This is a genomic window from Vibrio sp. 10N.261.51.A3, assembly GCF_041471965.1.
Lineage (GTDB): Bacteria > Pseudomonadota > Gammaproteobacteria > Enterobacterales > Vibrionaceae > Vibrio > Vibrio crassostreae_C.
The window spans coordinates 1-24,643 of record NZ_JBFRPK010000058.1; the positions used below are offsets into that span (position 1 = coordinate 1).

Annotated in this window: 20 protein-coding genes; 5 read left to right on the top strand and 15 right to left on the bottom strand. The window is 45.0% G+C overall.

Annotated elements, in window-relative coordinates; genetic code table 11:
* Positions 1–110 precede the first annotated feature (110 nt).
* Positions 111–767, bottom strand: coding sequence for a QnrS family quinolone resistance pentapeptide repeat protein (locus AB4371_RS14645; protein ID WP_102393809.1), 657 nt, complete (start codon positions 765–767; stop codon positions 111–113).
* Between the two features lie 320 nt (positions 768–1,087).
* Between AB4371_RS14645 and AB4371_RS14650 the strand changes: the two genes are divergently transcribed.
* The gene (locus AB4371_RS14650) at positions 1,088–1,678 is read left to right on the top strand and encodes a TetR/AcrR family transcriptional regulator (protein ID WP_102393808.1); all 591 of its coding nucleotides are present in this window, start codon (positions 1,088–1,090) and stop codon (positions 1,676–1,678) included.
* 121 nt (positions 1,679–1,799) lie between these two features.
* Here AB4371_RS14650 and AB4371_RS14655 read toward each other — a convergent pair whose 3' ends face one another.
* From AB4371_RS14655 to AB4371_RS14720, 14 genes are all read right to left on the bottom strand, one after another.
* The gene (locus AB4371_RS14655; protein ID WP_102393807.1) at positions 1,800–3,047 is read right to left on the bottom strand and encodes an anaerobic sulfatase maturase; all 1,248 of its coding nucleotides are present in this window, start codon (positions 3,045–3,047) and stop codon (positions 1,800–1,802) included.
* 118 nt (positions 3,048–3,165) lie between these two features.
* The gene (locus AB4371_RS14660) at positions 3,166–4,911 is read right to left on the bottom strand and encodes an arylsulfatase (protein ID WP_102393806.1); all 1,746 of its coding nucleotides are present in this window, start codon (positions 4,909–4,911) and stop codon (positions 3,166–3,168) included.
* Between the two features lie 122 nt (positions 4,912–5,033).
* Positions 5,034–5,465 carry a tetratricopeptide repeat protein gene (locus AB4371_RS14665; RefSeq protein ID WP_102393805.1) on the bottom strand — a complete coding sequence of 144 codons (432 nt, stop codon included), beginning with the start codon at positions 5,463–5,465 and terminating at the stop codon, positions 5,034–5,036.
* A 195-nt stretch (positions 5,466–5,660) separates the two neighbouring features.
* Positions 5,661–6,866, bottom strand: a complete 1,206-nt coding sequence (locus AB4371_RS14670) for an iron-containing alcohol dehydrogenase (protein ID WP_102393804.1) — start codon at positions 6,864–6,866, stop codon at positions 5,661–5,663.
* 217 nt (positions 6,867–7,083) lie between these two features.
* On the bottom strand, positions 7,084–7,527 hold the full coding sequence (locus AB4371_RS14675; protein WP_102393803.1) for a hypothetical protein: 444 nt from the start codon (positions 7,525–7,527) through the stop codon (positions 7,084–7,086).
* 85 nt (positions 7,528–7,612) lie between these two features.
* The gene (locus AB4371_RS14680) at positions 7,613–9,028 is read right to left on the bottom strand and encodes a coniferyl aldehyde dehydrogenase (RefSeq protein ID WP_102393802.1); all 1,416 of its coding nucleotides are present in this window, start codon (positions 9,026–9,028) and stop codon (positions 7,613–7,615) included.
* Positions 9,029–9,302: 274 nt separating this feature from the next.
* Positions 9,303–9,785 carry a MarR family winged helix-turn-helix transcriptional regulator gene (locus tag AB4371_RS14685; RefSeq protein WP_017061075.1) on the bottom strand — a complete coding sequence of 161 codons (483 nt, stop codon included), beginning with the start codon at positions 9,783–9,785 and terminating at the stop codon, positions 9,303–9,305.
* Positions 9,786–10,147: 362 nt separating this feature from the next.
* Positions 10,148–11,359: a choline ABC transporter ATP-binding protein gene (gene choV / locus AB4371_RS14690; RefSeq protein WP_372106649.1), complete on the bottom strand. Its 1,212-nt coding sequence runs from the start codon at positions 11,357–11,359 to the stop codon at positions 10,148–10,150.
* 2 nt (positions 11,360–11,361) lie between these two features.
* Complete coding sequence (gene choW, locus AB4371_RS14695; RefSeq protein ID WP_048610272.1) at positions 11,362–12,204, bottom strand: choline ABC transporter permease subunit; 843 nt, start codon at positions 12,202–12,204, stop codon at positions 11,362–11,364.
* Positions 12,205–12,299: 95 nt separating this feature from the next.
* A complete protein-coding gene (locus tag AB4371_RS14700; protein WP_372150222.1) occupies positions 12,300–13,271 on the bottom strand; it encodes a choline ABC transporter substrate-binding protein in 972 nt (323 codons plus the stop codon).
* 119 nt (positions 13,272–13,390) lie between these two features.
* Entirely contained in the window at positions 13,391–15,103 is a 1,713-nt protein-coding gene (gene betA, locus AB4371_RS14705; protein WP_102398298.1) for a choline dehydrogenase, read from the bottom strand.
* 72 nt (positions 15,104–15,175) lie between these two features.
* The gene (gene betB, locus AB4371_RS14710; protein WP_372150223.1) at positions 15,176–16,636 is read right to left on the bottom strand and encodes a betaine-aldehyde dehydrogenase; all 1,461 of its coding nucleotides are present in this window, start codon (positions 16,634–16,636) and stop codon (positions 15,176–15,178) included.
* Positions 16,637–16,761: 125 nt separating this feature from the next.
* The gene (gene betI, locus AB4371_RS14715; RefSeq protein WP_004732441.1) at positions 16,762–17,364 is read right to left on the bottom strand and encodes a transcriptional regulator BetI; all 603 of its coding nucleotides are present in this window, start codon (positions 17,362–17,364) and stop codon (positions 16,762–16,764) included.
* Between the two features lie 430 nt (positions 17,365–17,794).
* Positions 17,795–18,892 (bottom strand): alpha/beta hydrolase, encoded by a 1,098-nt coding sequence (locus tag AB4371_RS14720; RefSeq protein ID WP_372150225.1) that lies wholly within the window; start codon positions 18,890–18,892, stop codon positions 17,795–17,797.
* Between the two features lie 288 nt (positions 18,893–19,180).
* On the opposite strand from AB4371_RS14720, the gene AB4371_RS14725 reads away from it, so the two are divergent.
* The 4 genes from AB4371_RS14725 to AB4371_RS14740 all read left to right on the top strand — a co-directional run bounded on the left by AB4371_RS14725 (position 19,181) and on the right by AB4371_RS14740 (position 24,594).
* The gene (locus tag AB4371_RS14725) at positions 19,181–19,885 is read left to right on the top strand and encodes a response regulator (protein ID WP_029235682.1); all 705 of its coding nucleotides are present in this window, start codon (positions 19,181–19,183) and stop codon (positions 19,883–19,885) included.
* 36 nt (positions 19,886–19,921) lie between these two features.
* Complete coding sequence (locus tag AB4371_RS14730; RefSeq protein ID WP_372150227.1) at positions 19,922–21,241, top strand: sensor histidine kinase; 1,320 nt, start codon at positions 19,922–19,924, stop codon at positions 21,239–21,241.
* Between the two features lie 135 nt (positions 21,242–21,376).
* Positions 21,377–21,652: a hypothetical protein gene (locus tag AB4371_RS14735; RefSeq protein WP_017065177.1), complete on the top strand. Its 276-nt coding sequence runs from the start codon at positions 21,377–21,379 to the stop codon at positions 21,650–21,652.
* A 572-nt stretch (positions 21,653–22,224) separates the two neighbouring features.
* The gene (locus AB4371_RS14740) at positions 22,225–24,594 is read left to right on the top strand and encodes a M4 family metallopeptidase (RefSeq protein WP_372150228.1); all 2,370 of its coding nucleotides are present in this window, start codon (positions 22,225–22,227) and stop codon (positions 24,592–24,594) included.
* Positions 24,595–24,643: the final 49 nt, after the last annotated feature.

Consider the following 24,643-nt stretch of genomic DNA (forward strand, 5'->3'; position numbering starts at 1 on the left):
GCCATGCTCGGCGCACAATACGGAAAAGCCCAAAGTTATTAGCTTTGGGCTTTTCTTCTATAGCGAAATCTTACATATTCCAAATAGCCTGCCGTTGGAAATTACAGCTATCAATCGGGCATGACCACAATACCCATGGTTTCAAGCAGTTGCTCTTGCTGCCAAGCAACGATTTTAATTCCCGATGTGTCTACCTTGCGAGGATCTAACCCTTCTAATTCAGCATGGCATAAATTAGCACCTTGCATACTGAATTGCCCCCATACATCTTCCGAGAACACACCTCGGCTGAGATCAGACTCTTTCAGTGACGCACCGCCAAGGTAAGTGCCTATCCAACGGTTCTCAAACAGCTCACACTTCTCTAAACAAGCTTGTTCAAAATTGGCGTATGACAGATTACAGCCCGTAATATATGCAGAGCAAAAATACATTCTATTGCTTACCTGATTGGCAAAATTCGCACGAGTAAAGTTCGCCCCTTTCAGGTCACAATCACGTAACTCAATACCATAGCAATTCGTATTACTAAAATTCGCCATCGCCAACTGACAGTTCTGAAAACTTGCATCACGCAAATCTGCAACATCGAAGTGACATCCCTCAATATCGCCTTGTTCGATAAACTTACAGTTAATAAACGTTGCATCACGTAAGTTCGAACGTCTGAAATCACAACGGATAAACGTACAGGCTGTAAATGTAAGCTCTGATAAGTCTTGCTGAGCAAAATTGTGGTGATGATAAGTGCTGTTATTGGTGTCCATTTAGCCCCCTAAAGAAATTAAGCTAAGACTACCATTGCGATCTCAAGAAAACACCAAATTAAAAACCAACAAAAACAGTAACTTAAAACCCCCTGATTTAGCCATTTTAAGGCACCAAACAAGCCCTTTAAGGTTGTTATTTTCGATTTATAGGATGTGCTTATCTTGAAAAAAGTTTTGTCGCTTAGAAGTGCCAATAAGAGAAAATGTTACTTTGACGGAACGAATCAATTATTGACCGCGTCCTAACGCGCTAGACTGGACGGTTGGTATGTTGCTCGTTACACTATTCCTCATTCTCAGCATAAAGAGTAAGAACAATGAAAGACATGCGACAAGCTATGCTCGATGCAGGGTTTAGCCTTATTAATGAACACGGGTTTGCTGGTGTTGGCCTGATGAAAATCATCAACCAAGCGGAAGGCACGAAGGGTTCTTTTTACCATTACTTCAAATCCAAAGAACACTTTGGTGAGATCCTTCTTACCAACTACTTTGATGATCACCTCGCTAAGCTGGACGACTTTTTAAGTGATGAGTCGCTTTCTCGTCGTGACCGCGTAAAAGCCTATTTTGAGTTTTGGTGTGCATCGAAACTGACTGAAGACTTCAATATCCAATGTCTTGTCGTAAAACTGGCGGGAGAAGTATCTGGGTCGGCTAACCCGTTACAGTCCACAATGGCAATAGGCGCAGAAAAGATCATCCTGCGTATGGCGAAGCTGTTTGAAGAAGGCAATGAGGCCGGTGATTTCACGATCGCAGAGCCAGAATCGCTGTCTCGAATGCTTTATGGTCTATGGCTAGGCTCAACGCTCATGGCCGCCATGCAGCGTAACCGTTCGATTCTAAACAATGCCATGGAAGAGACTCTTCTCGCCATGAACCCAGCCCAAGAATCGGCTGACTAGATACCCGTTACCAAATACCAAATACCAAATACCAAATACCAAATACCAAAAGGCTCGCATAATTTATGCGAGCCTTCTACCTTACTGTAAACATTGATTAAATCGATTCACGCTTACTCCCTCACCCCAGACGAGACGGAATATTATTAGCTTTGAATAAGCCCTTAATAACAGGGTCGATATGCTTGAAGAAGCTCAGCCATCCTTCACAGAGATAATTTAACCCAGCCTCACCATCTCGACTTTTGATGATGCGGTTTTTAGGGCACTCGCCATGGCATGCAAATTTAAACTCACAGGCTTGGCATTGTTTCGGCAGAGACTTCTGTTTGGCGAACCCAAAACGCTGCTGCTTTAGCGAGAAGGCTAAAGTTGAAAGTGCTTGTTCCTGAATATTACCCAGCTGAAATTCAGGAAAGACATAATGGTCACATGAATACACATCGCCATTGGGCTCAACCGCTAACCCTTTTCCGCAAATCTCACTCAATGTACACATAGTGCTTTCTTTCCCCATCCACACACCAAAGAAGTTTTCAAAATAAGGCACGAGCACCTGACCAAAATCATGTTGGTACCATTCATCAAAAATCGTAGAGAGAAACTCTCCCCATTGTGCTGATTCAACACTCCACGGCTCTAGATCGCCTGAAACAGGAATGATCGCCTTCTGGTTGGTGAGCCATTTGTTGTTAGTATGAGCAGCACGCTTATCGACCACAGGAATAAACTGCAATTGCTTCGAACCCACTTCATCACGCAGAAAGCGATAGACCTCTAATGGATATTTTCCTGTCACATCATTCACGCAGCTTAGGGTCGCGAACTCGACGTTATGTTGCTTCAAGTAGCGAATGCCACGCATTGTTTGAGAAAAAGTGCCTTTGCCTGCACGGTTAGTTCGGTAGTGATTATGTAAGTGCTCTGGGCCATCAATGCTCACACCAATGATAAAGTCATTCTTTTTGAAGAAATCACACCACGCATCATTCAGTAACGTGCCGTTGGTTTGAAGGTCATTGCTGATCTTACTGTAGCTAGGACAATATTTTTTCTGCAGCTCGACGACCTTTTGAAAGTACTCAATCCCCAACAAGGTAGGCTCTCCACCATGCCAAGAAAAGATGATTTCAGGCGTATTCTGCCCTTCTATATATTGCTTGATATAACGCTCTAACAGAACTTCATCCATCGTATATTGAGAGCCTTTTGGGTATTCAAGCAGCTGTTGTTTTTCTAAATAATAACAGTAGGTGCAACTGATATTACACACCGCCCCAATCGGTTTTGCTAACGCCTGAAGTTTGCTGTGTGCTTTGCCATTGAACTGCGGAACTGAACTCAAATTTGATAGCGATAATGTCGTCATGAAGAGTGCCTCGATGTAAAAGTTATTGTATTAGCTAAAACAATTCGTAATTCCTTTACACGGTGTTCATCGGCCAACCAAGCTTGATGGCATTAGGTTGGCCGAGTGGTTTTTTCCTCTATTTCACGTTTTCAAACGGGTTCCACGCTTCGTCAACCGGGACGATATTTTGCGCTTTTTCGTATTCTTGATATTCAGCGACCATTTCAAGGAACAGATCTGGCATTTCATTTCTCAAGTCATGTTGCTCAGCTGGATCTTTCTTGGTGTTGTATAAGTGCCACTCACTGTCACCGCCCATTCCCGTAGAAATTCGGATGATCTTATGATCACCTTTAAGCAGAATTCCGCTACCAAACAATTCAAATGGAATCGCATTGTTGGCACTGTGCACGTCTGCCGTTTCCCCTTTGAAGTAAGGCAACAAGCTCACACCACTCATCGGCGCTACTTCTCGACCTTGATATTCCATTCCTGGATGCTCTACCTCTGCAATCTCAAGAATCGTGGCTGCAATGTCTTTCACTTGTGATAAGTCATCTGTTTGAGTTCCCGGCTGTAACGCATCTTCACCTTCTAGAAGCGCTTTGGCTGGCTTAACGATAAACGGCACACGGATACCGCCCTCTGCTGTGTAAGCTTTGTACCAAGATAGGCCACCGGTTGAAGCGCTTGCCCACTCAGGGCCAAGTGACACACTGGAGTTCGCCTTGCCCAAGTTTTCAGTCGAATTATCAAAATGATGAGCAGTCCACGTTCGGATCAAATCACTGATATTTTCACCGGTAATATCCGCCGCTTCTGGGCCGTTATCCGCTAGGTACATGATGTAAGTATTATCGTATTCCCCGATTTCTTTCAGGTGATCGACTATCTGACCGACTTGTTGGTCCTGCATTTCCATCATGCCCATCGCGACAGCCATTTTCTTTCCGTACCACTTTTGTTCTTTCTCAGAGAGCGAGTCCCAAGGTCGGCTTAATGCGTTACGATCTGAAATATCGGCGTCTTTTGGAATCACACCCATCTCTTTCATGCGTTGGAAACGATCTTCTCGAACCGAGTCCCAACCATGTTCAACGTAGTAATCGACTTTATCTTGATAGGCAGACTCAGGCGCTTGCAGTGGCAGGTGAATACCGGTGAATGGGACGTAAGCGAAGAAAGGCTTACCGTCGTCTTTTTTGCTGTCGATCATCTTGATGATCTCGTTGGTGTAAACTTGGTCTGAATACTCGCCTTTGTACTTGTCCTCAACCACTTCACCGTTACGGTAAGTTGGCTCAACTTCGACGCCGGGAATATCCCCTTTTTGCAGCGCATCCGCTGTCGCGGCATTTTTGGCCGGGAACATCATATCTCGATTAAAGTGATTAGAGCCGCCCGCTAATATACCGTAACTCTCTTCAAAACCTCGATCGTCAGGTAAGAAGCCATCCTCGTGCCCCAAGTGCCATTTACCAGAGAGATAAGTGTTATAGCCACTCTCTTTAAGCAGCGTTGCGACCGTAACCCCTTTCTTGGTGAGGTAACCTTCATAACCCGGCTTGCCAATCGCACCCGGATAGACAGCATAGTCGAAGGTGCCTAGCCCAACCTCGTGGCTATTTGCTCCGGTTAACATCATAGAGCGCGTTACCGATGAAGTTGGTGACGCGTGAAAATTAGTAAACTTAACCCCCTCTTCAGCCAGCGCCATCAGGTTTGGGGTATCCGCTTCTGATCCATAAGGCTGTGTATCGGCAAAGCCCACATCATCGCCAACAATAACAACAATATTCGGTTTTTCTGATTCAGCCGCAAGAGCAGCACTGCTTGCCGCGGTCATTGCAGTGAAGACTAAAGATTTCTTGAATGTCTGCATAAGACGTTCTCCAATTTCTGTGATTAACTTTTCAGTAATTAACTTTTCTGCGAGTAACTTTTTCTGTGATTAACTTTTTCTGAGGTTAACCTTTCTGTGATTAACCTGAGTTAGGATTTGAATTAATGCGCGGCTTGCGACATCCAATGTAATAAGTCGAGCGCAGGGTCATACTCTTGAGCTGCTGCCATGCCAATCCAGGTGACAGCTTCCGCTTGGCTGGCTTGAACGCCACTTCCAGAGATATACATCAACCCAAGCTGTGTTTGAGCTTCAGGGCTACCGTTATTGGCTGCGGTGACAAACCACTCCGCGGCTTTTTCGTCATCCTGTTCTACGCCCTCTCCACTCAGATATAAGTAAGCGACAGAGAGCTGGGCTTCCAATTGCCCTTGATAAGCCTCATCCAACAGTTGCACGACGTCTTGATGCTGCTGCGATTGATCCATGGTGGCTGCGTTCTTAGAGCTTTCGCTTCCAACGCTTGCTTTAGCAAAAAACAGAGCAGCCAAAACACCAGTCAGAATCACGGTAGTTAAACGTTTATTGATCATTTATTTCCTCCTCGGGAATAAAGGTCACAACGTCCCTGTTGAATGAGTTAGGTGAAAAGTAGGAATGGCGCGATGATGCACAAGCTTGATAGCAATACGTTTTCGATTTTCATAATTGTCTCTCGAGTAATGATTGTTGAGTGAATCAGGGACTGAATTAAATGGTCATAACATTCAGTCGATTAAGACAGAGACTTAAATCGCTTTCTCTATGATGGTTTCAATCGTCTGTTTCGAGATTGGGTAGAACTGAAAACAGATGTCTTTTTCAATCGCTTCTGCAATGTTGCTCTTCTCTTGCGCATCAAAGTCCCAGCTGCTGAAACGCTTCATCGCACCCACACTAGTTTGGAAGTTGTTTAAGAAATCCAACACTCTCTGGTAAACCATCTCATCGGTTCCCGTAGTGTCGACAGAGAAAGCTTGAGCTAACTTCGCCGCATTCGGCATGTAGAACTCTGGCAGTGCTTCAATCACAACCGGCATCAGCACCGTGTTGGCATCGCCATGTGGAACGTGGCTAATCGCACCAAAGGCGTGAGCACAGTTATGAATTGGAATGCCGCCCAAAGACGAATAGAAAGCAGAGATCGCCATGGTGCTAGCTTGAAGAAGATTGCCGCGTGCTGTTAGGTTTCCTGGCTCTTTAAGTGCCAAGGGTAAGTTTTCAACAATCAGTTTTGCAGCCTGAATGCCGTAAGCGTCGGTGAATGCATTACTCATTGGCGAGACAATCGCTTCAACAGCGTGTGTTAGCGCATCCATGGCTGTAGAACGAGTAAGGTGAGCTGGCAGCTTAGTGGTCACCGTTGGATCAAGGATTGCGATATCGGCTTCCAATCCCGATGTGACTAGGCTTGCCTTAATGTTTTCATGTTCGTTGTAAAAAACAGCAATAGGAGAAGCTTCTGCGCCTGTGCCAGCCGTTGTCGGAACCGCAATGTGGGGCACTCGAATATCTTCATTGTTTGGCCACACATCCATATGACCACCACCCGCAATCACGGTGCGAATGTCATCTATCTTCTTATGAAATGCGTATTTCACACCTTTAGAAGCATCAATCACGCTGCCGCCGCCAACAGACAAAATCGCATCAGCATTGACGCTGTTTGCAAACTCAATGGCAGCATTGATGTTGTCGCAAGTCGCGTCTGGCGCGATATCGGTGTACACACCAACAAGCTGAACCGCTTGTTCATTGCCTGGCTGGTTCACCTTTTCGTTTACAAACAACGCCGAGAACTGCTCAACAAAGCCAAGAGACTCCAAGCCTTTATCAGAAAAGAGCACGACTCTTTGCGCACCTAAGCGACCAAAAAGAGAAGGGATATTTTCAATGCCATTCTCTTGAGCATGAACAATGGTTTTAAGTTGAAAGTTAAAATTATTGGTTGTCATGGTATTTACCTCATTTCTAGTTGATGACTAAACAATAACCAATACAAACCGGTCGGTCTAGAGTGTTAATGTCAAAGATATGTCAATTAAGATCTTTATGGATCATTGCCCCAAAACGAAAAAAGCCCGCAAATGCGGGCTGTAGTGATAAGTAAGCTAGTGAGTGAGTGATCATTGAATAAGTGTCATTGATTCACCATGAGCAACTCATTAACTATTAACGAAGATGAGCTGGCACCTTGCTTTTGTCTCTAGTGAGGTAGTAATACAGGTAAACTAAAGAGTAGACAGTCACAAATCCATCGAGCGCAAACACACCGCTCCAACCATAGAACCACTCATAATCGTTGATACACACGTTGTATAAGAAGATGCCAACAAACATCGACTTCTCAAATGCACTGTAAATCATGGTCGATGTACGCAGCGACTTATATTTGGTCGAGAACATGAGTAGGATGCCAATACAGCCAACCATAACGCCCCAGTGCTGGTAAGTTCCCATAAGGTACTCTTTGTTCACCATCATGGTTTCGTTGTACGAGAACAGCGTTTGCATGCTCCAATCAGGCGCAAGAAAAGTAGAAAAAGCGGTTGCGGTTAAGAATCCTGTAACCATCAAATACGCTTTCATCGTTCGTTCAAAAAAACGTTCTAACATAAAAATAACCTCTTAAAATAACGTCGTAAAAATAATTTTTTATAAATAACTTCTTGTAGATAAATTGGGTAATGACAGAAATGATTTACTTGCCAAGCATGTTCATCACTGCGGTCTTTAATTCGTTGTCTTCTTTTGAAAACAGATGCTTAACTCGATGATCTAAGCCCGTTTCCAAGACGGTTTTGGCATGGGAGAAAGTAAGGAAACCTTCTTTACCGTGATAATTGCCCTGCCCTGATTCACCAATGCCACCAAACGGTGCGTCATCAACCGCTAAATGGAAAACACAATCATTGATACACATTCCGCCGGAATGAACTTGGTGTTTAACCTGAGCTTGTAAGCTCAAATCAAAGCTCATTAGATAGAGCGCTAACGGCCTTGGTTTGCTATTGATGACTTGGAACGCCTCTTCGATATTGCGATACGTAATCAAGGGTAATAGTGGGCCGAAAATCTCTTCGTTCATCATCTTGGATGACAGGCTTGGTTCAACAATTAGGTGCGTCACCAAACGATGGTTATCTAAGTCCATCGCTTCGTCATGGCAAGCGACGGTTCGCGTTCCTGCTTGTTGCTCTTCATTCAACAAGCCGACAATACGATCGCATTGACGAGGATTGATTAGGGACGTCAAACTCTCGGAATAGACCCCTTCATCGAACAGCAATTGGTACTGTTTTTTATACTCTTGAATGAAAGATTCAACTTTCCCTTCGGGTAGCAATACATAGTCAGGAGCCACACACACCTGCCCGTTATTGAGGCTCTTACCATAAATGATTCGCTCAACCGCGATATCAATTGGCATGTCTTCTGCAACGATAACCGGTGACTTACCACCTAGCTCTAGCGTGACTGGAGTTAGCGTGTCAGCCGCTGACCTCATCACTTGGCGACCCACTTGGGTTGACCCCGTAAACAGAAGATGATCAAACGGCAACGCCGAAAATGCGGCTGCGATTTCTACCTCACCTTCAACCAAGCACACCTCATCGGATTGGAAGACTTCCGCCAATAGCGCTCTTAATACTTGGTTCGTAGCTGGGGTAAATTCACTCATCTTGATCATGGCGCGATTGCCCGCTGCCAACGCCGAAATAAGCGGGCCGACGGATAACATGATCGGGAAGTTCCACGGAGCAATGATCCCGACAACGCCTTTGGGTTGATAAACCACTTCAACACGAGAGGTTGAAAGCAAAGGGCCGGAATGACGAATCGAAGATGTCGACCAATGAGGTAAACACTCAATGCTGTGATCAATATTTCCGATGCAAGGCAATATGTCGGCCATTAAAGTGTCTTGTCGACTGCGGTGACCATAGTCCTCACTCACGGCTGAACACAAACGATCTGTGTAATCGATAAGCGCAGATTTAAGTGCAAGCAACTGCTCAATTCTCACCGATACCGCTGGCATCGGGTTCTGTGCAAAAGCTCCCTGCATGTTGTTCAACGTCATGGTCATTTGTGTTGGCGTCAATTCGTGTTTCATACATCACCTAGTGGTTAAGATGAGCACACAATAATACACAACAGACCGGTCGGTCTAGCGTTTTATTGTCAGAGAATAGTCAATGGAGTTTTGATGACAATCCAATGAGGCGGCTACAAACGGGGCAAAAAGTCAGGGGAATTTAAAATAAGAAAGCGTAACTAACACACAGGGTAAATAGAGATTTTAAATGGCAAGATCAAAAATGGCCGCTTAATACGACCATTTAATAATTACTTAAGTTATTGTTCTAAAAAACAATTTAAAATTAACGTTAACTCTTGGCTACGTTTGCAATGCCTTCAAGCTGAAGTACTGGAGCGGCGTCGATGTCTTCTGCGTTCATCATTGATGATACTCGCTGCATTGAAGAAAGCAGTAAGCTTTGCTCCCACGGCTCTAGGTTTTGGAATTTTTTAACGAAGTTATCTTGCAGCGGTGGCGGCGCATTGTTTAGCAACTCTTGACCTTTTTCAGTCAGGTTTGCGTGTACTTTGCGTCGGTCTGACGAGCTGCGAACACGTTGTACATAGCCATTCAGTTCCAAGCGATCGATGATCGTGGTTGTGGTGGCTTGGCTTACATTGGTGTGATTAGACAATTCTTTGATCGTCACATTACCCATTTCTTGGATTGCTCTCATTAAGATTAATTGAGGGCCAGTCAAACCATACTCTTTACTCAGCTTTTTCGAATGTAAATCGATAGCGCGAATAATTTGGCGAATAGCGACCAGGATTTCGTCATGTTTGTCCAAGATGCAGACCTTTGTACTAATATACTGTGAATGGTTTTACAGCGTCGAAGCGATGATATGTCCTGATTATTTACGTCAGGTGAGCTCGAATTACACTGTAAATTGATAAATTACTTCATTGATTTTTCCGCATTGTACTGATGTTCATACTATTCTCAATCTTTTCTATACCACTAAACTTGCGTGGTACGGCACTTTTGCTTAATGAAGGGGAAATGAAAGCTTCAATGAAGACAAAAATAATGAACCAGAGAATACAAACTCAAAGAATAATATATCTTAATAATCATAGAGATAGAGAGACTTAACCCTCTCCATCTAATAAAAAACCAGCCCTAATCGCCAAGCTGGAAAACGAAATTTTACGCGGCTGTATTCATCTGAAAATTACCCGTTAGTGCGTTGTAAAACTCGCTGTTATCCAGAATACCGACCAGTTGATTGTCTTCCACCAGCAAAATCGGGTGATTACTTAGCTGTTTCAGTTTAATCGCATCACGCATGCCAATTTCCGGGCTTGCCACAACTACACTCGACTCGTTGATCGCAGTTAAGTCGTCAGACTCACTCCACTCAACAAGCGCCAAAGCAGATTCACCTTTCACAGATAAAGCACCTTCGCTCTGTTCAATCCAGAGATCTTTAGAATCGCAAATCTTCCAGCTTTCATTCTCTTGCGTCAGTGAATCAAGAGGCTGCATCAAAGAGCGACCTTTAAGTACATTCAGTGGGTTGGTGTGAGCAACGAAGTCTTTTACGTATTCTGTTTTTGGCGTCAATACGATCTCTTCAGGCTTACCGTGTTGAATCAGCTTTCCTGACTCCATGATCGCGATGTTGTTACCAATCTTCAGTGCTTCATCTAGGTCGTGACTCACGAACAGAATCGTTTTGTTGAGTTTGTTTTGCAGTGTGATCAGTTCATCTTGCAGTTGAGCACGAATCAGTGGATCAAGCGCCGAAAACGGTTCATCCATCAATAGAATGTCGGTATCCATTGCAAAAGCACGCGCCAAACCAACACGCTGCTGCATGCCGCCAGAAAGCTCATGCGGGAATTTGGTTTCCCATTCGGCTAGGCCGACCATTTCTAGTTGTTCACGCGCTTTTGCACGACGAACATCTTTCGCTACGCCCTGCATCTCAAGACCAAACGCCACGTTGTCTAATACGTTAAGCCATGGCATCAAAGCAAACTTTTGGAAAACCATGGATACACGGTGAGTACGAAGATGACGCAGAGTCGCTTCATCACATTGCGCTAAATCGACTTGTTGATCACCGTCTTTGATTGTTAGTGAACCACGGCTGATCTCATTCAAACCGTTAACTGCGCGAAGCAAAGATGATTTACCAGAACCAGACAAACCCATCAATACACAGATCTCGCCTTCTTCAACGGTCAGCGACACATTGTCTACGCCGACAACTTGACCTGTTTCATCGATGATCTCTTGGCGAGTTTTACCTTGATCGAGTAGTTCCAGCGCTTGATTGGCTTTGTTACCAAACACAACATCAAGGTTTTTAATGGTAATCGCGTCCATTGCCTTTTGTTCCTGAGAGATAGACATGATTAAGCTTCCTTCTGGTTTGGTGTTTTGCACAAGCGGTCAAGGATGATTGCGACTAAAACAATCGCTAATCCGGCTTCAAAACCTTGTGAGATGTTCACTGTGTTCAATGCACGAACAACCGGTTTACCAAGCCCGTCAGCACCAACAAGAGCGGCGATAACCACCATCGAAAGCGACAACATAATACATTGGGTGACACCCGCCATGATGCTTGGCAGAGCGGCAGGTAATTCAACTTTGAGCAGTAACTTCATGCGACTTGCACCAAAGGCTTTACCCGCTTCAATCAGCTCTTCAGGGACTTTCGTTACCCCTAAGTAGGTCAAACGAATCGGTGCAGCTATCGCGAAAATAATGGTCGAGATTAAGCCAGGAACGATGCCCAAACCGAATAAAACCAAAGTCGGAATCAGATACACAAACGTTGGAACCGTCTGCATTAAATCAAGAATGGGTCTAAGCACCGTATATAACCAAGGGCGATGCGCAGCCATGATGCCAACCGGTACGCCAATTAATACGGAAATCGTTGTCGCCGCAAAGACGAGAACAAAGGTTTCCAGCATTTCTTGCCAGTAGCCGAGGTTAAGAATAGTCAGCAGTGCCGCGACCACAAAGATCACTAGCGAAGGTTTACGGTGTAAGTACCACGCAATCGCAGCGGTCATCACGATTGGCAGAGCAGGCGGCATCCACTTAAATACATCGACTAAAAACATAATGACGGTTTCTAGAAAAATCGAAATAGCGTCAAAGAATCCTGCTGCGTTGATTGTTAGCCAATCAACACCCGCTTCCATCCATTGTCCGACAGGGATTTTGTTTTCCGTAATAAAATTCACAATATTGCCTTTTATTATGGGTGGACTACTTCAAACCAATCGATAAATTGGTAAGCCCACCTTTATTATTTATGTAGCTGTTGAGATGGGTAGAACTAAGCTTTAACTTGCTTTAGGTATTCAGTAACGGCTTGAGTCGCTGATTCACCTTTATGCGTTTTTACGTTGTCTAACCAAGCTTCAACTTGTTGAGGGTTGTTGTTCAACCACTGTTGAGCCGCTTTTTCTGGCTTCACTTTTTGGTTAAGAATCTCTTCCATCAACTGGTTTTCCATCTCAAGAGTGAATTCTAGGTTTTGTAGAAGTTGACCGACGTTTGCACACTCAGACAGGTAGTTTGAACGAACGTTGGTGTAAACATTCGCGCCACCGTAGTTAGGGCCGAAGAAGTCGTCACCGCCTGAAAGGTATTCCATCTCAACATTGCTGTTCATCGGGTGTGGAGCCCAACCAAGGTAAACAATCCATTGGCTACGACGTGCTGCGCGTGACACTTGAGACACCATGCCCGCTTCGCTTGATTCCACTAAGCTGAAATCTTTCAAGCCAAACGCGTCAGAATCAATCATTGATTGGATTAGGCGGTTACCGTCGTTACCCGGTTCGATGCCGTAGATGCGGTCTTTAAATTTGTCGGCATGTTTTGCTAGGTCTGCGAAGCTTTTCACACCAGAGTCGTACACGTATTTTGGTACAGCTAGTATGTATTTTGCGCCTTCAAGGTTGGCACGAACGGTTTCAACCGTGCCCTCTTCACGGTACTTAGCAATATCGCCTTCCATGGTTGGCATCCAGTTACCTAGGAATACGTCAATATCGCCGTTCGCCATTGAAGAGTATGTCACCGGTACTGAAAGTAGGTCGGTTTTGGTTTTGTAACCAAGGCCTTTTAATAGTTCGGAAGTAACGGCGGTTGTAGCGGTAATGTCAGTCCAGCCTACATCAGCGAATCGAACGTTTTCACATTGCTGCGGTTCAATAGAAGCGTTAGCGCCAAATGCAAATGAACTAATGGCTAATGTTGCTAATACCTTTTTTGTAGCGGTTTGTTTATGTTGAGTCGTCATAATGATTCCTTTTTATCTTTCCTTTTTCTGCCCTAACTCATACTAATCAGGGCAGTTTTGCTGACTTTTGACTAATTTTGGTTGTTACTTTTTATTATTTTTATCTCAATAACAGAGGCTTACGCTTCTCTTACTGGTTTATTGATTCTTTGCTTCTCTTGCCATTCAGGTGCAATCCACACTGGAACGTCCTGCTTTTTGAGCATTGGATTGCCCAAAATCAAATCGGAAGCACGCTCAGCCACCATAATGGTCGGGGCGTTCAAGTTTCCGTTTGGAATAACAGGGAAAACAGATGAGTCGACAACGCGCAGATTATCAATACCGCGAACACGACACTCTTCATCAAGCACTGCCATTGGATCATCATCAGCGCCCATTTTGCAGCCACATGAAGGGTGATACGCACTTTCCACGTTCTGCTTAACCCATTCGTCGATTGCTTCATCGGAAGTCACACTTAGACCCGGCTGAATCTCTTCACCTCGGTAAGCATCCATTGCTGGTTGAGACAAGATCTCACGCGTTAGACGAATACAATCGCGCCAATCTTGGCGGTCTTGCTCAGTCGAGATGTAGTTGAAAATGATCTCTGGCTTGGCATGCGGATCAGCAGAAGTGATCGCAACCGTACCGCGACTCTCTGGCTTATTAGGCCCAACGTGTACTTGGAAACCGTGACCATCAAAGGCCGCTTGTCCGTCGTAACGCATCGCTGCTGGCAGGAAGTGATATTGAATGTTTGGCCACTTCAATCCTTTACGAGAGCGAATGAACGCACACGATTCAAAGTGGTTAGTAGCACCCAGACCTTTGCGAGTCAGAATCCATTCCGCGCCAATCATGCCTTTGCTCACCAAGCCAAGCTTGCTGTTGAGTGTGATCGGTTCGTTGCAGTGATATTGGAAGTACACTTCTAGGTGATCTTGAAGGTTTTCACCGACACCGCTTAGTTCGTGTTTAACTTCAACGCCAGCCTTTTCAAGCACCGCTTTCGGGCCGATACCAGAAAGCTGCAGCAGTTGAACAGAACCGATAGAACCCGCAGAAGAGATCACTTCTTTGTTCGCCACAGCCACCTGGGTATTTCCTGACTTTTCAAACTCGACACCGACGGCTTTCAAGCCCGATTGACCATTTGAGTCTTGTCCTTCAAGTAGGAAACGACGCGCCACGATACCTTTCTTCAAGGTCAGGTTTGAACGCTTCAATGCTCGACGTAGATAAGCGTTAGAGGTTGAGGCTCTAACACCCTTGTCTACCGTCATATGCATAGTGCCGAAGCCTTCTTGCTGGTAGCCGTTGTAGTCTTGTGTTTCTGGGTAACCGGCGTCTTTACCTGCATCGATGAACGCTTGGTAAAGCGGGTTGAGCTCCATATCGTTACCATTACAAGTGCCGACAGGGCCATTGTCTCCACGGTATTCATCACCACCTTTGTTCCATGATTCAGCACGGCGGAAATAAGGCAGACATGCTTGGTAGTTCCAACCCGCAGCGCCCTCTTCTTCCCATTGGTCAAAATCACACGCGTGGCCACGAACATAAACCATACCGTTGATCGATGAGCTGCCGCCTAACACTTTGCCACGTGGGCAGTGCAGTTCACGTCCATCAAGGCCCGGCTCTTTCTCTGTTTCAAATTGCCAAGCGTACTTTTCAGTATTCATTGGGTAAGAAAGCGCGGTTGGCATTTGGATAAAAATACTCTTGTCCGTACCACCAGCTTCCAGTAATAAAACGCTATGTTCACCGCTTTCCGTTAGCCTATCCGCTAACACACAGCCGGCCGAACCCGCGCCGACGATAATATAATCGTAGCGTTGTTCCATGTTTTGATTTCCCTGAGATGAGTCAGTAGGGCTAGCTCTGTTAAGCTAACCCATAAAATTGAGTGTTACGCGTTAGGCATAAGGGCTGGCGTAGTCGCCAAGTTCAATAAGAATGCTCTTAGTCTGCGTATAGTGAAGTAGGGTTTCTGGTCCATTTTCACGGCCAATACCCGAAAGCTTGTAACCACCAACCGGCATTTCTGCAGGTGAGTCACCCCACGTATTAACCCAACAAATACCAGCCTGCATTTGATGGATCACGCGGTGAGCACGAGAAAGGTTTTGCGTGAACACGCCAGCCGCTAGGCCATATTTGGTGTCGTTAGCGCGGCGAATCACATCGTCTTCGTCCGTAAACTTCAACACTGACATCACAGGGCCGAAGATCTCTTGCTGAACGTGAGGCATGTTGTCTTCGCAATCCACAAACACGGTTGGGATAACAAAGTTGCCGTTTTCGAGGCCGTTATCTGTCACTTGATAGCCGCCCGTCAGCAAGGTTGCACCCGACTGCTTAGCTAGCTCAATGGCTTCAAGGACTTTTGAAAGGTGTTCTTTAGAAATCAACGCACCGATCTGAGTATCCATGTCCATTGGATCACCAATGATCAGCTTCTCAGTGCGTGTTTTAAGTTGGTCGATGAATGCGTTGTAGATGTTTTCATGTACATAGACACGAGTACCGTTGGTACACACTTCGCCTTGGGTGTAGAAGTTAGCAACCATCGAAGCGGAAACTGCATCATCCAATTTCGCATCATCAAACACGATCATCGGTGACTTGCCGCCAAGTTCCATGGTGACTGATTTCAGCGTCTTAGCGCTGTCTGCCATTACCGCTTTACCGGTACCGGTTTCGCCCGTGAACGACACTTTCGCGATGTCTGGGTGCGCCGTTAGCATCTGACCAACACGGTAATCGCCCTGAACCACGTTAAACACGCCATCAGGAAGACCAGCTTCAGTAAAGATCTCTGCAAGCTTTAGAACTGTGAGCGGAGTCTCTTCTGAAGGTTTGAAAATCATCGCGTTACCCGCAGCCAATGCCGGAGCCGATTTCCACATCGCAATTTGAATTGGGTAGTTCCACGCGCCAATGCCCGCACAAATGCCTAGCGGCTCGCGGCGAGTGTAGAAAAATTGAGATTCACTCAGCGGCTGTTGGTCGCCTTGCAGCGTTGGAGCCAAGCCAGCAAAGTATTCAATAACATCAGCGCCAGACGCCACATCCACTTCAATTGCTTCTTGCAGCGGCTTGCCCGTATCAACAACCTCAAGGTTTGCAAGGTCATTATTTCGAGCTCTAAATATTTCCACTGCCTTCAACAGAATGCGGCTGCGTTCCACAGCGGTCATTGCAGACCATACCGCAAATCCGCGTTTAGCAGATTCAATAGCACTGTCGACATCCGCTGAAGATGCTTGGCCTAACGTCGCGATAGGTTCACCGTTCGCAGGATTAATGCTATCAAAGGTTTCACCAGAGGTTGCTTTAACCGCTGCGCCATCGATGTATAACGAGTTCATTTCCATTTGAGATTCTGACTTAATTATTGTTATTAGACTCTACTGGTCTATATGTGAGTATTGGGTGCGAATAGTGGTCGTTCTAGCTCTTGCTCTAGGTCTAGCTCAAGGTCTAACGCTACCACTGCGATCTATTTGCTATGACACGAGTAGAACGTAAGTTGCTTATCTAGATAGTCATTGATGATGGCACGCGCCTTTTGAGCATCGATACCATCTGGGTTTAGTGTGCCTCTCAGCCACAAACCATCAATCAGAGACGCAATCCCGTGAGCAACGAGATCCGCTTGTTCGTGATTCAAAATACCTTTCAACTCAAGACGTAAGTGTGAAATCAAACGTTTTTCATTCACACGTTGCAGTCTTTTAAGCTGCTCGTCATGCATTGAATATGACCAAAATGCCAACCACGCCTTCGCGACCTTATTTTCTGCTTGGTAACCTTCGAAGTTACCATCGATGATCGCGTTAATTCTCTGTTGGTGAGCATCAACAGGAAGTGCTTTTAGTGACGTGGTGATGGTATTGGAAAGTTGGCGAAGGATTTCACGCATGGTCTCTTCGAGCAGCCCATGCTTTCCACCAAAATAGTGATTAATAATGCCAGTGGAGACTCCCGCTTCTTTGCTGATCAACGCAATACTCGCGGCATGCAAACCCACTCGATCAATCACCGTCATGGTGGCTTGAACAAGCTGTGGTTTACGTATATCAGGCATCCCAACCTTCGGCATTTCTTAGTCCTTTTATTTTATATTGAACGTTCAGTTAAATATAAAATGACAGAAATTTAGTTAGGGTTCAAATGATTATTTAAAACAAACTCGTAACAATACAGCATTCAAAACAACAAAAATCATTATAAAACAATAAATTAAATATCATTTAGAGCACTAACGAAAACAATTAAAGATTTGAGGTATGATAGTTATTGGTCAAATGTTTTTGCTTAGAAAGTTCAAGAATCAATCAGTGAGAGTCCTTGTAGAAACTTTTTGGGGAGGGAGTGGAAAGGAAGTATCAAGGAATTTTCATACTGAAATTTAAGACAAGGAAATCCACAATCAACACAGGTAACGAATCAAAAAATGAACAAAAAAGGTTGGCGACAACAGCGTCATCACCAACCTTCTCAGTCGTTTCTAATGTTATTGCAAGCCTAAGCTACTCAATGCGAGTGATGAAGTCGTATTTATCTGACTCAGCCTTAGTCACCCAGTGTTCACCAGAAGCCGGAGCAGAATCTAACGTAAAGATATAGAAGTCGATTCCTTTGTCTCCCATTACCTTTTTACAGTAGGTCGCTTGCTTGCGATGGCTTTCGTTCGTGTATGGGAAGTCTTTGGCTGTTTTATCATCCTCAGCCCAACTGTGCACACCAACCTGCTTATTGAGCTCAATGGCTTTAGTGGTATCTGCTCGTTGCAAAACTCGTGGGTTACCCGCAGCGAAAAGATCCGTGCCGCCAGAGAACACCGAGCCCGTAGGCGTTACGATCGTCGTCATGTTGTTACTGTGGATCATGCGCCCGGTGTACATATTGATATCATCGTCAGCGCTGCCACCAATATGGTTGGTAAACTTCAACGTCATCTCACTGCCTTGATACAATTTCACGACATCAAAAAGCTGAGAATAGGTTGATGCGCCTAGAGTGGAAGTAATGCGATCAACAGCGCCAGTCTCGTTGAGCACATCACGGTAAAAAGCGTTGAAAGCAAACGAGGTGGTTATCGTTACCTTGTTCCCACTTTTAGTGTTACTCAGAATGGTAGACCCAAGGCTAGTCACGTATTGAACCAGTTCATTGTGATACTCAAGCTCGACGGGCTTATGAGTATTCGTCGTCGTGTTAATTAACGTGGTGTCATTGCCGATTGAGCGTTGAGCAACACCACAATCAAATGAATCAAAAAACTTACCCTCACTGTAAATCGCACAATCGTCAGCCCCTGCATCAGGGAGGTACAGATCCACACTCTGACCTAAACTATCCGCAAGCCTAACCACTTTTTGCTTATCACTAATATCTTCCGCAAACAGAACGATTTCATACTGCACACCGTTGTAATCAAGTTTTATGGATTCTTGGACCTCTTGTCGCTCTTTATACAACTCACCCAGTTTCGCTGATGAAAATACGTAATCTGCTTGAGGTTTTGCTTGCACTTTGGTGGCAGCTTTACCTGAGTTAGAGCTTGAATTACAGCCCGCTAACAGAATCAAAGGTAACGCCAGTAATGCATTTCTATAGTCGTTCATACCGTTATTCCCAAAATGTTTGATGAGAAAATTCTATTGTTTAGCGCTGAATTTATCTGTCGTGGAAATGTATGAGAATGTCGAGCCTATTTGAACGATGTTTTTTATTTTCCTATAAATGCCAATTCATCATTGAACTAACTTATAAAGTGTTTAATCATTCGCTTTAGGTATTTGGCGAAGCATCTGAACTTATATGCAATAGCGTATAATCGTAATGGTTCATCACGACGAAGACTCGCTCACCTAATCTCAATAAGTGAAACGCACGACAAGGCTGATAATGGAATGACAAAACCTAAAATGATCATCGTGGAAGACGATTTGAAACTTCAGAAAATGTTGCAGGACTACTTCGTCGCGCAAGATTTTGATGTCACGGTGTTGGACGATGGCAGTGATGCCGCACACACCATCCTCACGGAGCAACCTGACATCGTACTGCTGGATTTGATGCTTCCTGTAACTGATGGACTTACAATCTGCCGACAGACGCGTACGCACTATAAAGGTAAAATCTTGATGCTCACTGCTAGCGATGACGACTTTGACCACGTCGCTGGTTTAGAGACAGGGGCTGATGACTATGTCACCAAGCCAATCAAACCAAGAGTTCTGCTGGCCAGAGTTCGTTCGCTATTACGCCGCCAAGACACCAATACCGCTTCAGTCGATGACTCAGACACCCTTCAGTTCGATCAACTCGTTCTGAAAAACACTTATAAGAAGTGTGAACTTTCAGGTGCGGTTTTATCACTCACTGACAGCGAGTTTGACCTACTTTGGTTATTGGCAAGCAACCCAGACACGCCGTTATCTCGTGACTACTTGACGCAAACATTGCGCGGGATTGAGTACGACGGAATAGACCGGACGATTGACAACAAGGTTGTACGTCTAAGAAAGATTTTGGGCGACGACCACACACCAGCAGAGAAAATTCAGACCATTCGCGGGAAGGGTTACTTATTTGTTTCGACCGCCTGGCGTTAACCTCGCTCAATACGAGCGTAATAAAAGAGAGCGATTATGCGACGTATCTTTTTGGAGTCCTTAATAGGGCTGTTAGTTTGCTTTATGGTCGGCCTTGTCGCCTACGAGATTAGCGTCTATCAGCTCAATACCGACTACGAATACGTACTGGAAGATTACGAAGCGGCTGCCCACCAGCAATTGATCGAGAACATCGCTAAAAATCAAGGCCTTGAAGCGGCTCATCAAGCGATAAACCAGTTTGTAGAAACCACACGAAATAAATTGGTTACATTCAGCCCAGACGATCAAATACCCAGCCCCGTTTCAGAGTTCTTCAGCACGAATCCGAATACCTTTGTTTTTCACGATGATGAACGGGACCTATGGTTTCGCTTAGCAAGCAGTGACAATACCTATCACTACCTCCCCAACAGTGAAGCGTTCGTTAGGCAAAAAATAGAGTTGGAGGATGACCTCATTTGGTTGTTCTTTTTAGCGAGCTTTATCTTATATGGGTTATGTCATCTATTTATTATCTTCCGCCGAGTTAAAAAGCTTGAGGCTGCCACTCTGCGTTTTGCGGAGGGCGATCTCTCGACACGAGCCGAGACTTCAAGTGGTATTGCGATTGGTTCACTGAACAAATCCTTCAACCTAATGGCCGACCGAATTCATCGCTTGGTAGAAAGTAATCGCTCACTCACTAATGCTGTCGCTCATGAACTGCGCACGCCAATATTCCGTATTCAGTGGCAAGCTGAAATGTTGAAAGACACCCAGCTAAACGCAGAGCAAGAAAGCACGATTGAGAGTATTGTCGAAGACACGGAAGAGATGGAAAAGATGGTCGATGAACTATTGTATTACGCCAAACTCGATAGCACTGACCTAGAAAACTTAAAAAAGCCATTAGAGATTCGAGACTTTCTCGACCACGCAATGGCGCGTTGGAACAAAGACACTCAGCTCAACATCGACCTATCGCTACCAGAGCAACCTAGCTCAATAATGGCGGATGAAACGCTATTTAACCGAGCACTAGATAACCTAGTGCGTAACGCAATGAAATTCGCACGTTCGCAAGTGTCGATTGAAGCAAGCGTGCATCAAGATAAGCTACAGATCGCGGTACATGATGATGGTGATGGCGTGGCACAAGAACATCAAGCTCGCCTGTTCGAACCCTTTTACGTTGGCGACAAAGCGCGTAACAAGGCCAAGAGCGGCCATGGTTTAGGGCTGTCTATCGTCGAGAAGATCTGTGCTCAACACAACGCAACCGTGGAAGTGGGTCAGAGCCAAGCCTTAAAGGGTGCGGTATTCACCATAACCATTCAGCTATGTAATGATTCAGCTGACAAACCCATACAGTAACGACAAAACACCTCTGGAATAATGTTCAACATCGGTCGGGAGATGCTGTCTCCCATGAACTTATTGAATCTAGATAATCACGACACTGCCTTTGTGGCTTGCCATCTCGATTCCAATCATTCTTAGGGTATTTTTATGAAAAAGTTATTAGTTGTTTTAGGTATTGTTTCTTTGGCAGGTTGTTCAGGTATCAGCCACAACGAAGAAGTTTACACAGCGCACGCTGAAAGCTTCAACATTGTCGGTTTCCAAGTTCCTGGTAACACACAAGATCGTGCAATGGAATTAGTACCTGAAGGTGCAACGGTTGATACGATTCGCTCAACAAACTCTGATACGAGCTCTGTTCTGGGTATCATCAACCGTATTATCGGTATCGACTACGTACAAGTTGGCGGTAAAAAGCAGTAATTCGCTATAGTGACGTTAGCCACGTACCATAATTAAGTGTCGCAGTTGCCTACCTATATTCAGTAGCCTGCACAAACTAAGTTAATCTAAGCCAGTGACCCGTCGCTGGCTTTTTTCATCCAGCAGATTTTGTGCTCTGTGCCAAACAAGTGCCCGATTCCCCTTCCCTCTTTTAACTAACAATTCGAAAAATAAGCCGAAAAGTCTTCGATTTCTTATCAAAATTGCCCCTAAATTCGCTAAATGGCCTTCTGTTTAAAGTGACACTTTCAAATCGTTGATCCTTCTATCAACCCAGAATCCGTTAATTGAGGCACAGATCAATTTACTCGAAAATCTTAATTTCCAAGAGAAATAAACACTTAATAAAAGTGTCACGATTTTATAAATAAACATATAGGTGCGTTCAAAAATAAACAGAAATGATAACTATCTGTAAATACGAGAAATATAAGTTGCATGAATAAAAGAGATCATTGCCATGCTACTAATTAATCAGATCGAATGATGTAAATTCGCTGTGATTAATTTGTTACGTTTTCTTGGATTTTACATGGAAAGAGAAAACAACAATGAAAATAAGAAAACGTTTAGTTGCCGTTGCTATAGCCAGTGCTATGTCTTTGTCAGTGCATGCAAGTGAATCCGTTCAAATCGATCAACCGATCAACTTTACTAGCTTCTCTGGGTTAAACGCTCAGTTAGGAGTCAGTAACGCCTCTAGCTTCAAGATGGTGAAAGAAGTAAACCTGAAAAAGCGTGGTATCTATAAAGTTAAGATCCAGCAGAACATCTGGGGAACACCGGTATGGGGACATTACCTAAATGCCACCCAAAGTGTCCAAGGTGGCGCACTTAAGTCCGTTCAAGGTCGCTACCTTAAAACAACGACCTTAGAGCGATCTTTTGTTAAGCCATCAATCAACAGCGCTCAAGCGGTTGAACTCGCAAGTAAAGATCTAAAGACTCAAGGCTTAACCAGCAAATCTCTAGACAACGTTCAACATCAGCTATTTATCTATCAAGGCTCTGTGAAGCAAGGCATCGGACAGCAAAGCGTAGATAAAACACGACTAGTGTACGTTGTCTCTTACCTAGTAGAAGGCAGTGAACAGCCGACTCGACCGTTCACCATGCTAGACGCGCACACAGGCGAAGTCATCGACCGCTGGGAAGGTATTGCCCATGCTCAGATCGGTACTGGCCCTGGCGGCAACGAAAAAACCGGCATGTACGAATACGGCACCGACTACCACTACCTTGATGTTCAAGAAGTGGGCACAGAGTGTGTAATGGAGTCTGAAAATGTCGTTACCGTTGACCTTAATGGCGCGACCGACGGCGACACCACTTACAGCTATGAATGTCCTCGTAACGAATATAAAGCAGTGAACGGCGCATTCTCACCACTCAACGATGCCCATTACTTTGGCAACATCGTGTTCGATATGTATAAAAACTGGTTCGACACAGCGCCACTCTCCTTCAAGCTCATGATGCGTGTTCACTACGGTGAAAACTACGAGAATGCATTTTGGGACGGCAGAGCCATGACGTTTGGTGATGGTGAAAGCTTCTTTTACCCGCTTGTTAGCCTAGATGTATCAGCCCATGAAGTGAGCCACGGTTTCACTGAGCAAAACTCAGGTTTGATATACGCAAACCAATCGGGCGGTATGAACGAAGCATTCTCGGACATGGCGGGTGAAGCGGCTGAATACTACATGAAAGGCACCAACGACTGGATGGTCGGACGCAATATCTTTAAAGGCGAAGGTGCACTGCGTTACATGGACGATCCATCACGCGATGGCTCTTCAATCAACAATGCATCCGAGTACTACGATGGCTTAAACGTGCACTACAGCTCTGGCGTGTTCAACAAGGCGTTCTACCATCTTGCAACCACACAAGGTTGGGATACCAAGAAAGCGTTCGAACTGTTCGTGTTAGCCAACCAGATCTACTGGTCTAAAAACAGTGACTTTTGGCAGGGCGCCTGTGGCGTGAAAAACTCAGCAACCGACCTTGGCTACAGTGCCGATGATGTTGTTTCTGCGTTTAACTTAGTGGGTGTATCACCGTGTGGCGAACCACCACTTCCACCAGAACCGGAATATCAACGCCTTGAAAACGGTGTTGAAGCCGCAGTTGCTGGTGAAACAGGCTCAAAAACTTACTTTGATATCGAAGTACCATCAGGCCAAGAGAAACTGACGATTGATCTTGCTGTGTCTACGGGTGACCCAGATATTTATGTCGGCCTAGATTATGCGCCAAGCTCTCAAGAGAATATCTGTAAGAGCGAAACCGTGACCGATGAAGTGTGTGTGATTGAAAACCCAACCGCAGGTCGTTACACGGTTAACGTTCTAGGTTACTCAGATTACGCAGGTGCAAATCTGAAAGCGTCGTACGAATCAGGCAGCGCTAACGTGCCGCCCGTCTCTTCTTTCGAACACACGGTCGTAGGCAAAGAAGTAGAGCTGCGTAGCACAAGTTCGGACAGCGATGGCCAGATCGTCTCTTACCAATGGAACCTAGGCGATGGCAACACGCAAACAGGTGAAGTGACTCGTTATACCTACGCTGAAGCTGGTGACTACGTGGTAACGCTAACCGTGACTGACGATGCAGGCGTTGCAACATCAACAAGCAAGTCGATCACGATTGAAGGTGACTCTGCGGAAGGCTTCCCACTAAAACTGAAGTTTGGTAACAAAAACCCGAACGGCAAAGCTCGCGTTAAGCTGGCATGGGATTACGACACCAATGACTACTTTGTGATCAAGCGTAATGGCAAAAATGTTGGCGCTACAGACTTCAACTCATACGTCGACAAGTTCCGTCACAACGGCACAGTAGATGTTGAGTACCAAGTATGTACCTCAAGCGATATCTGTTCAGAAACCAAGCACTACCGTTTCATTAAAATACAATAATCGATAGTAAATTCAGGGCTCCGAAAGGAGCCCTTTTCGCTATTTGGCA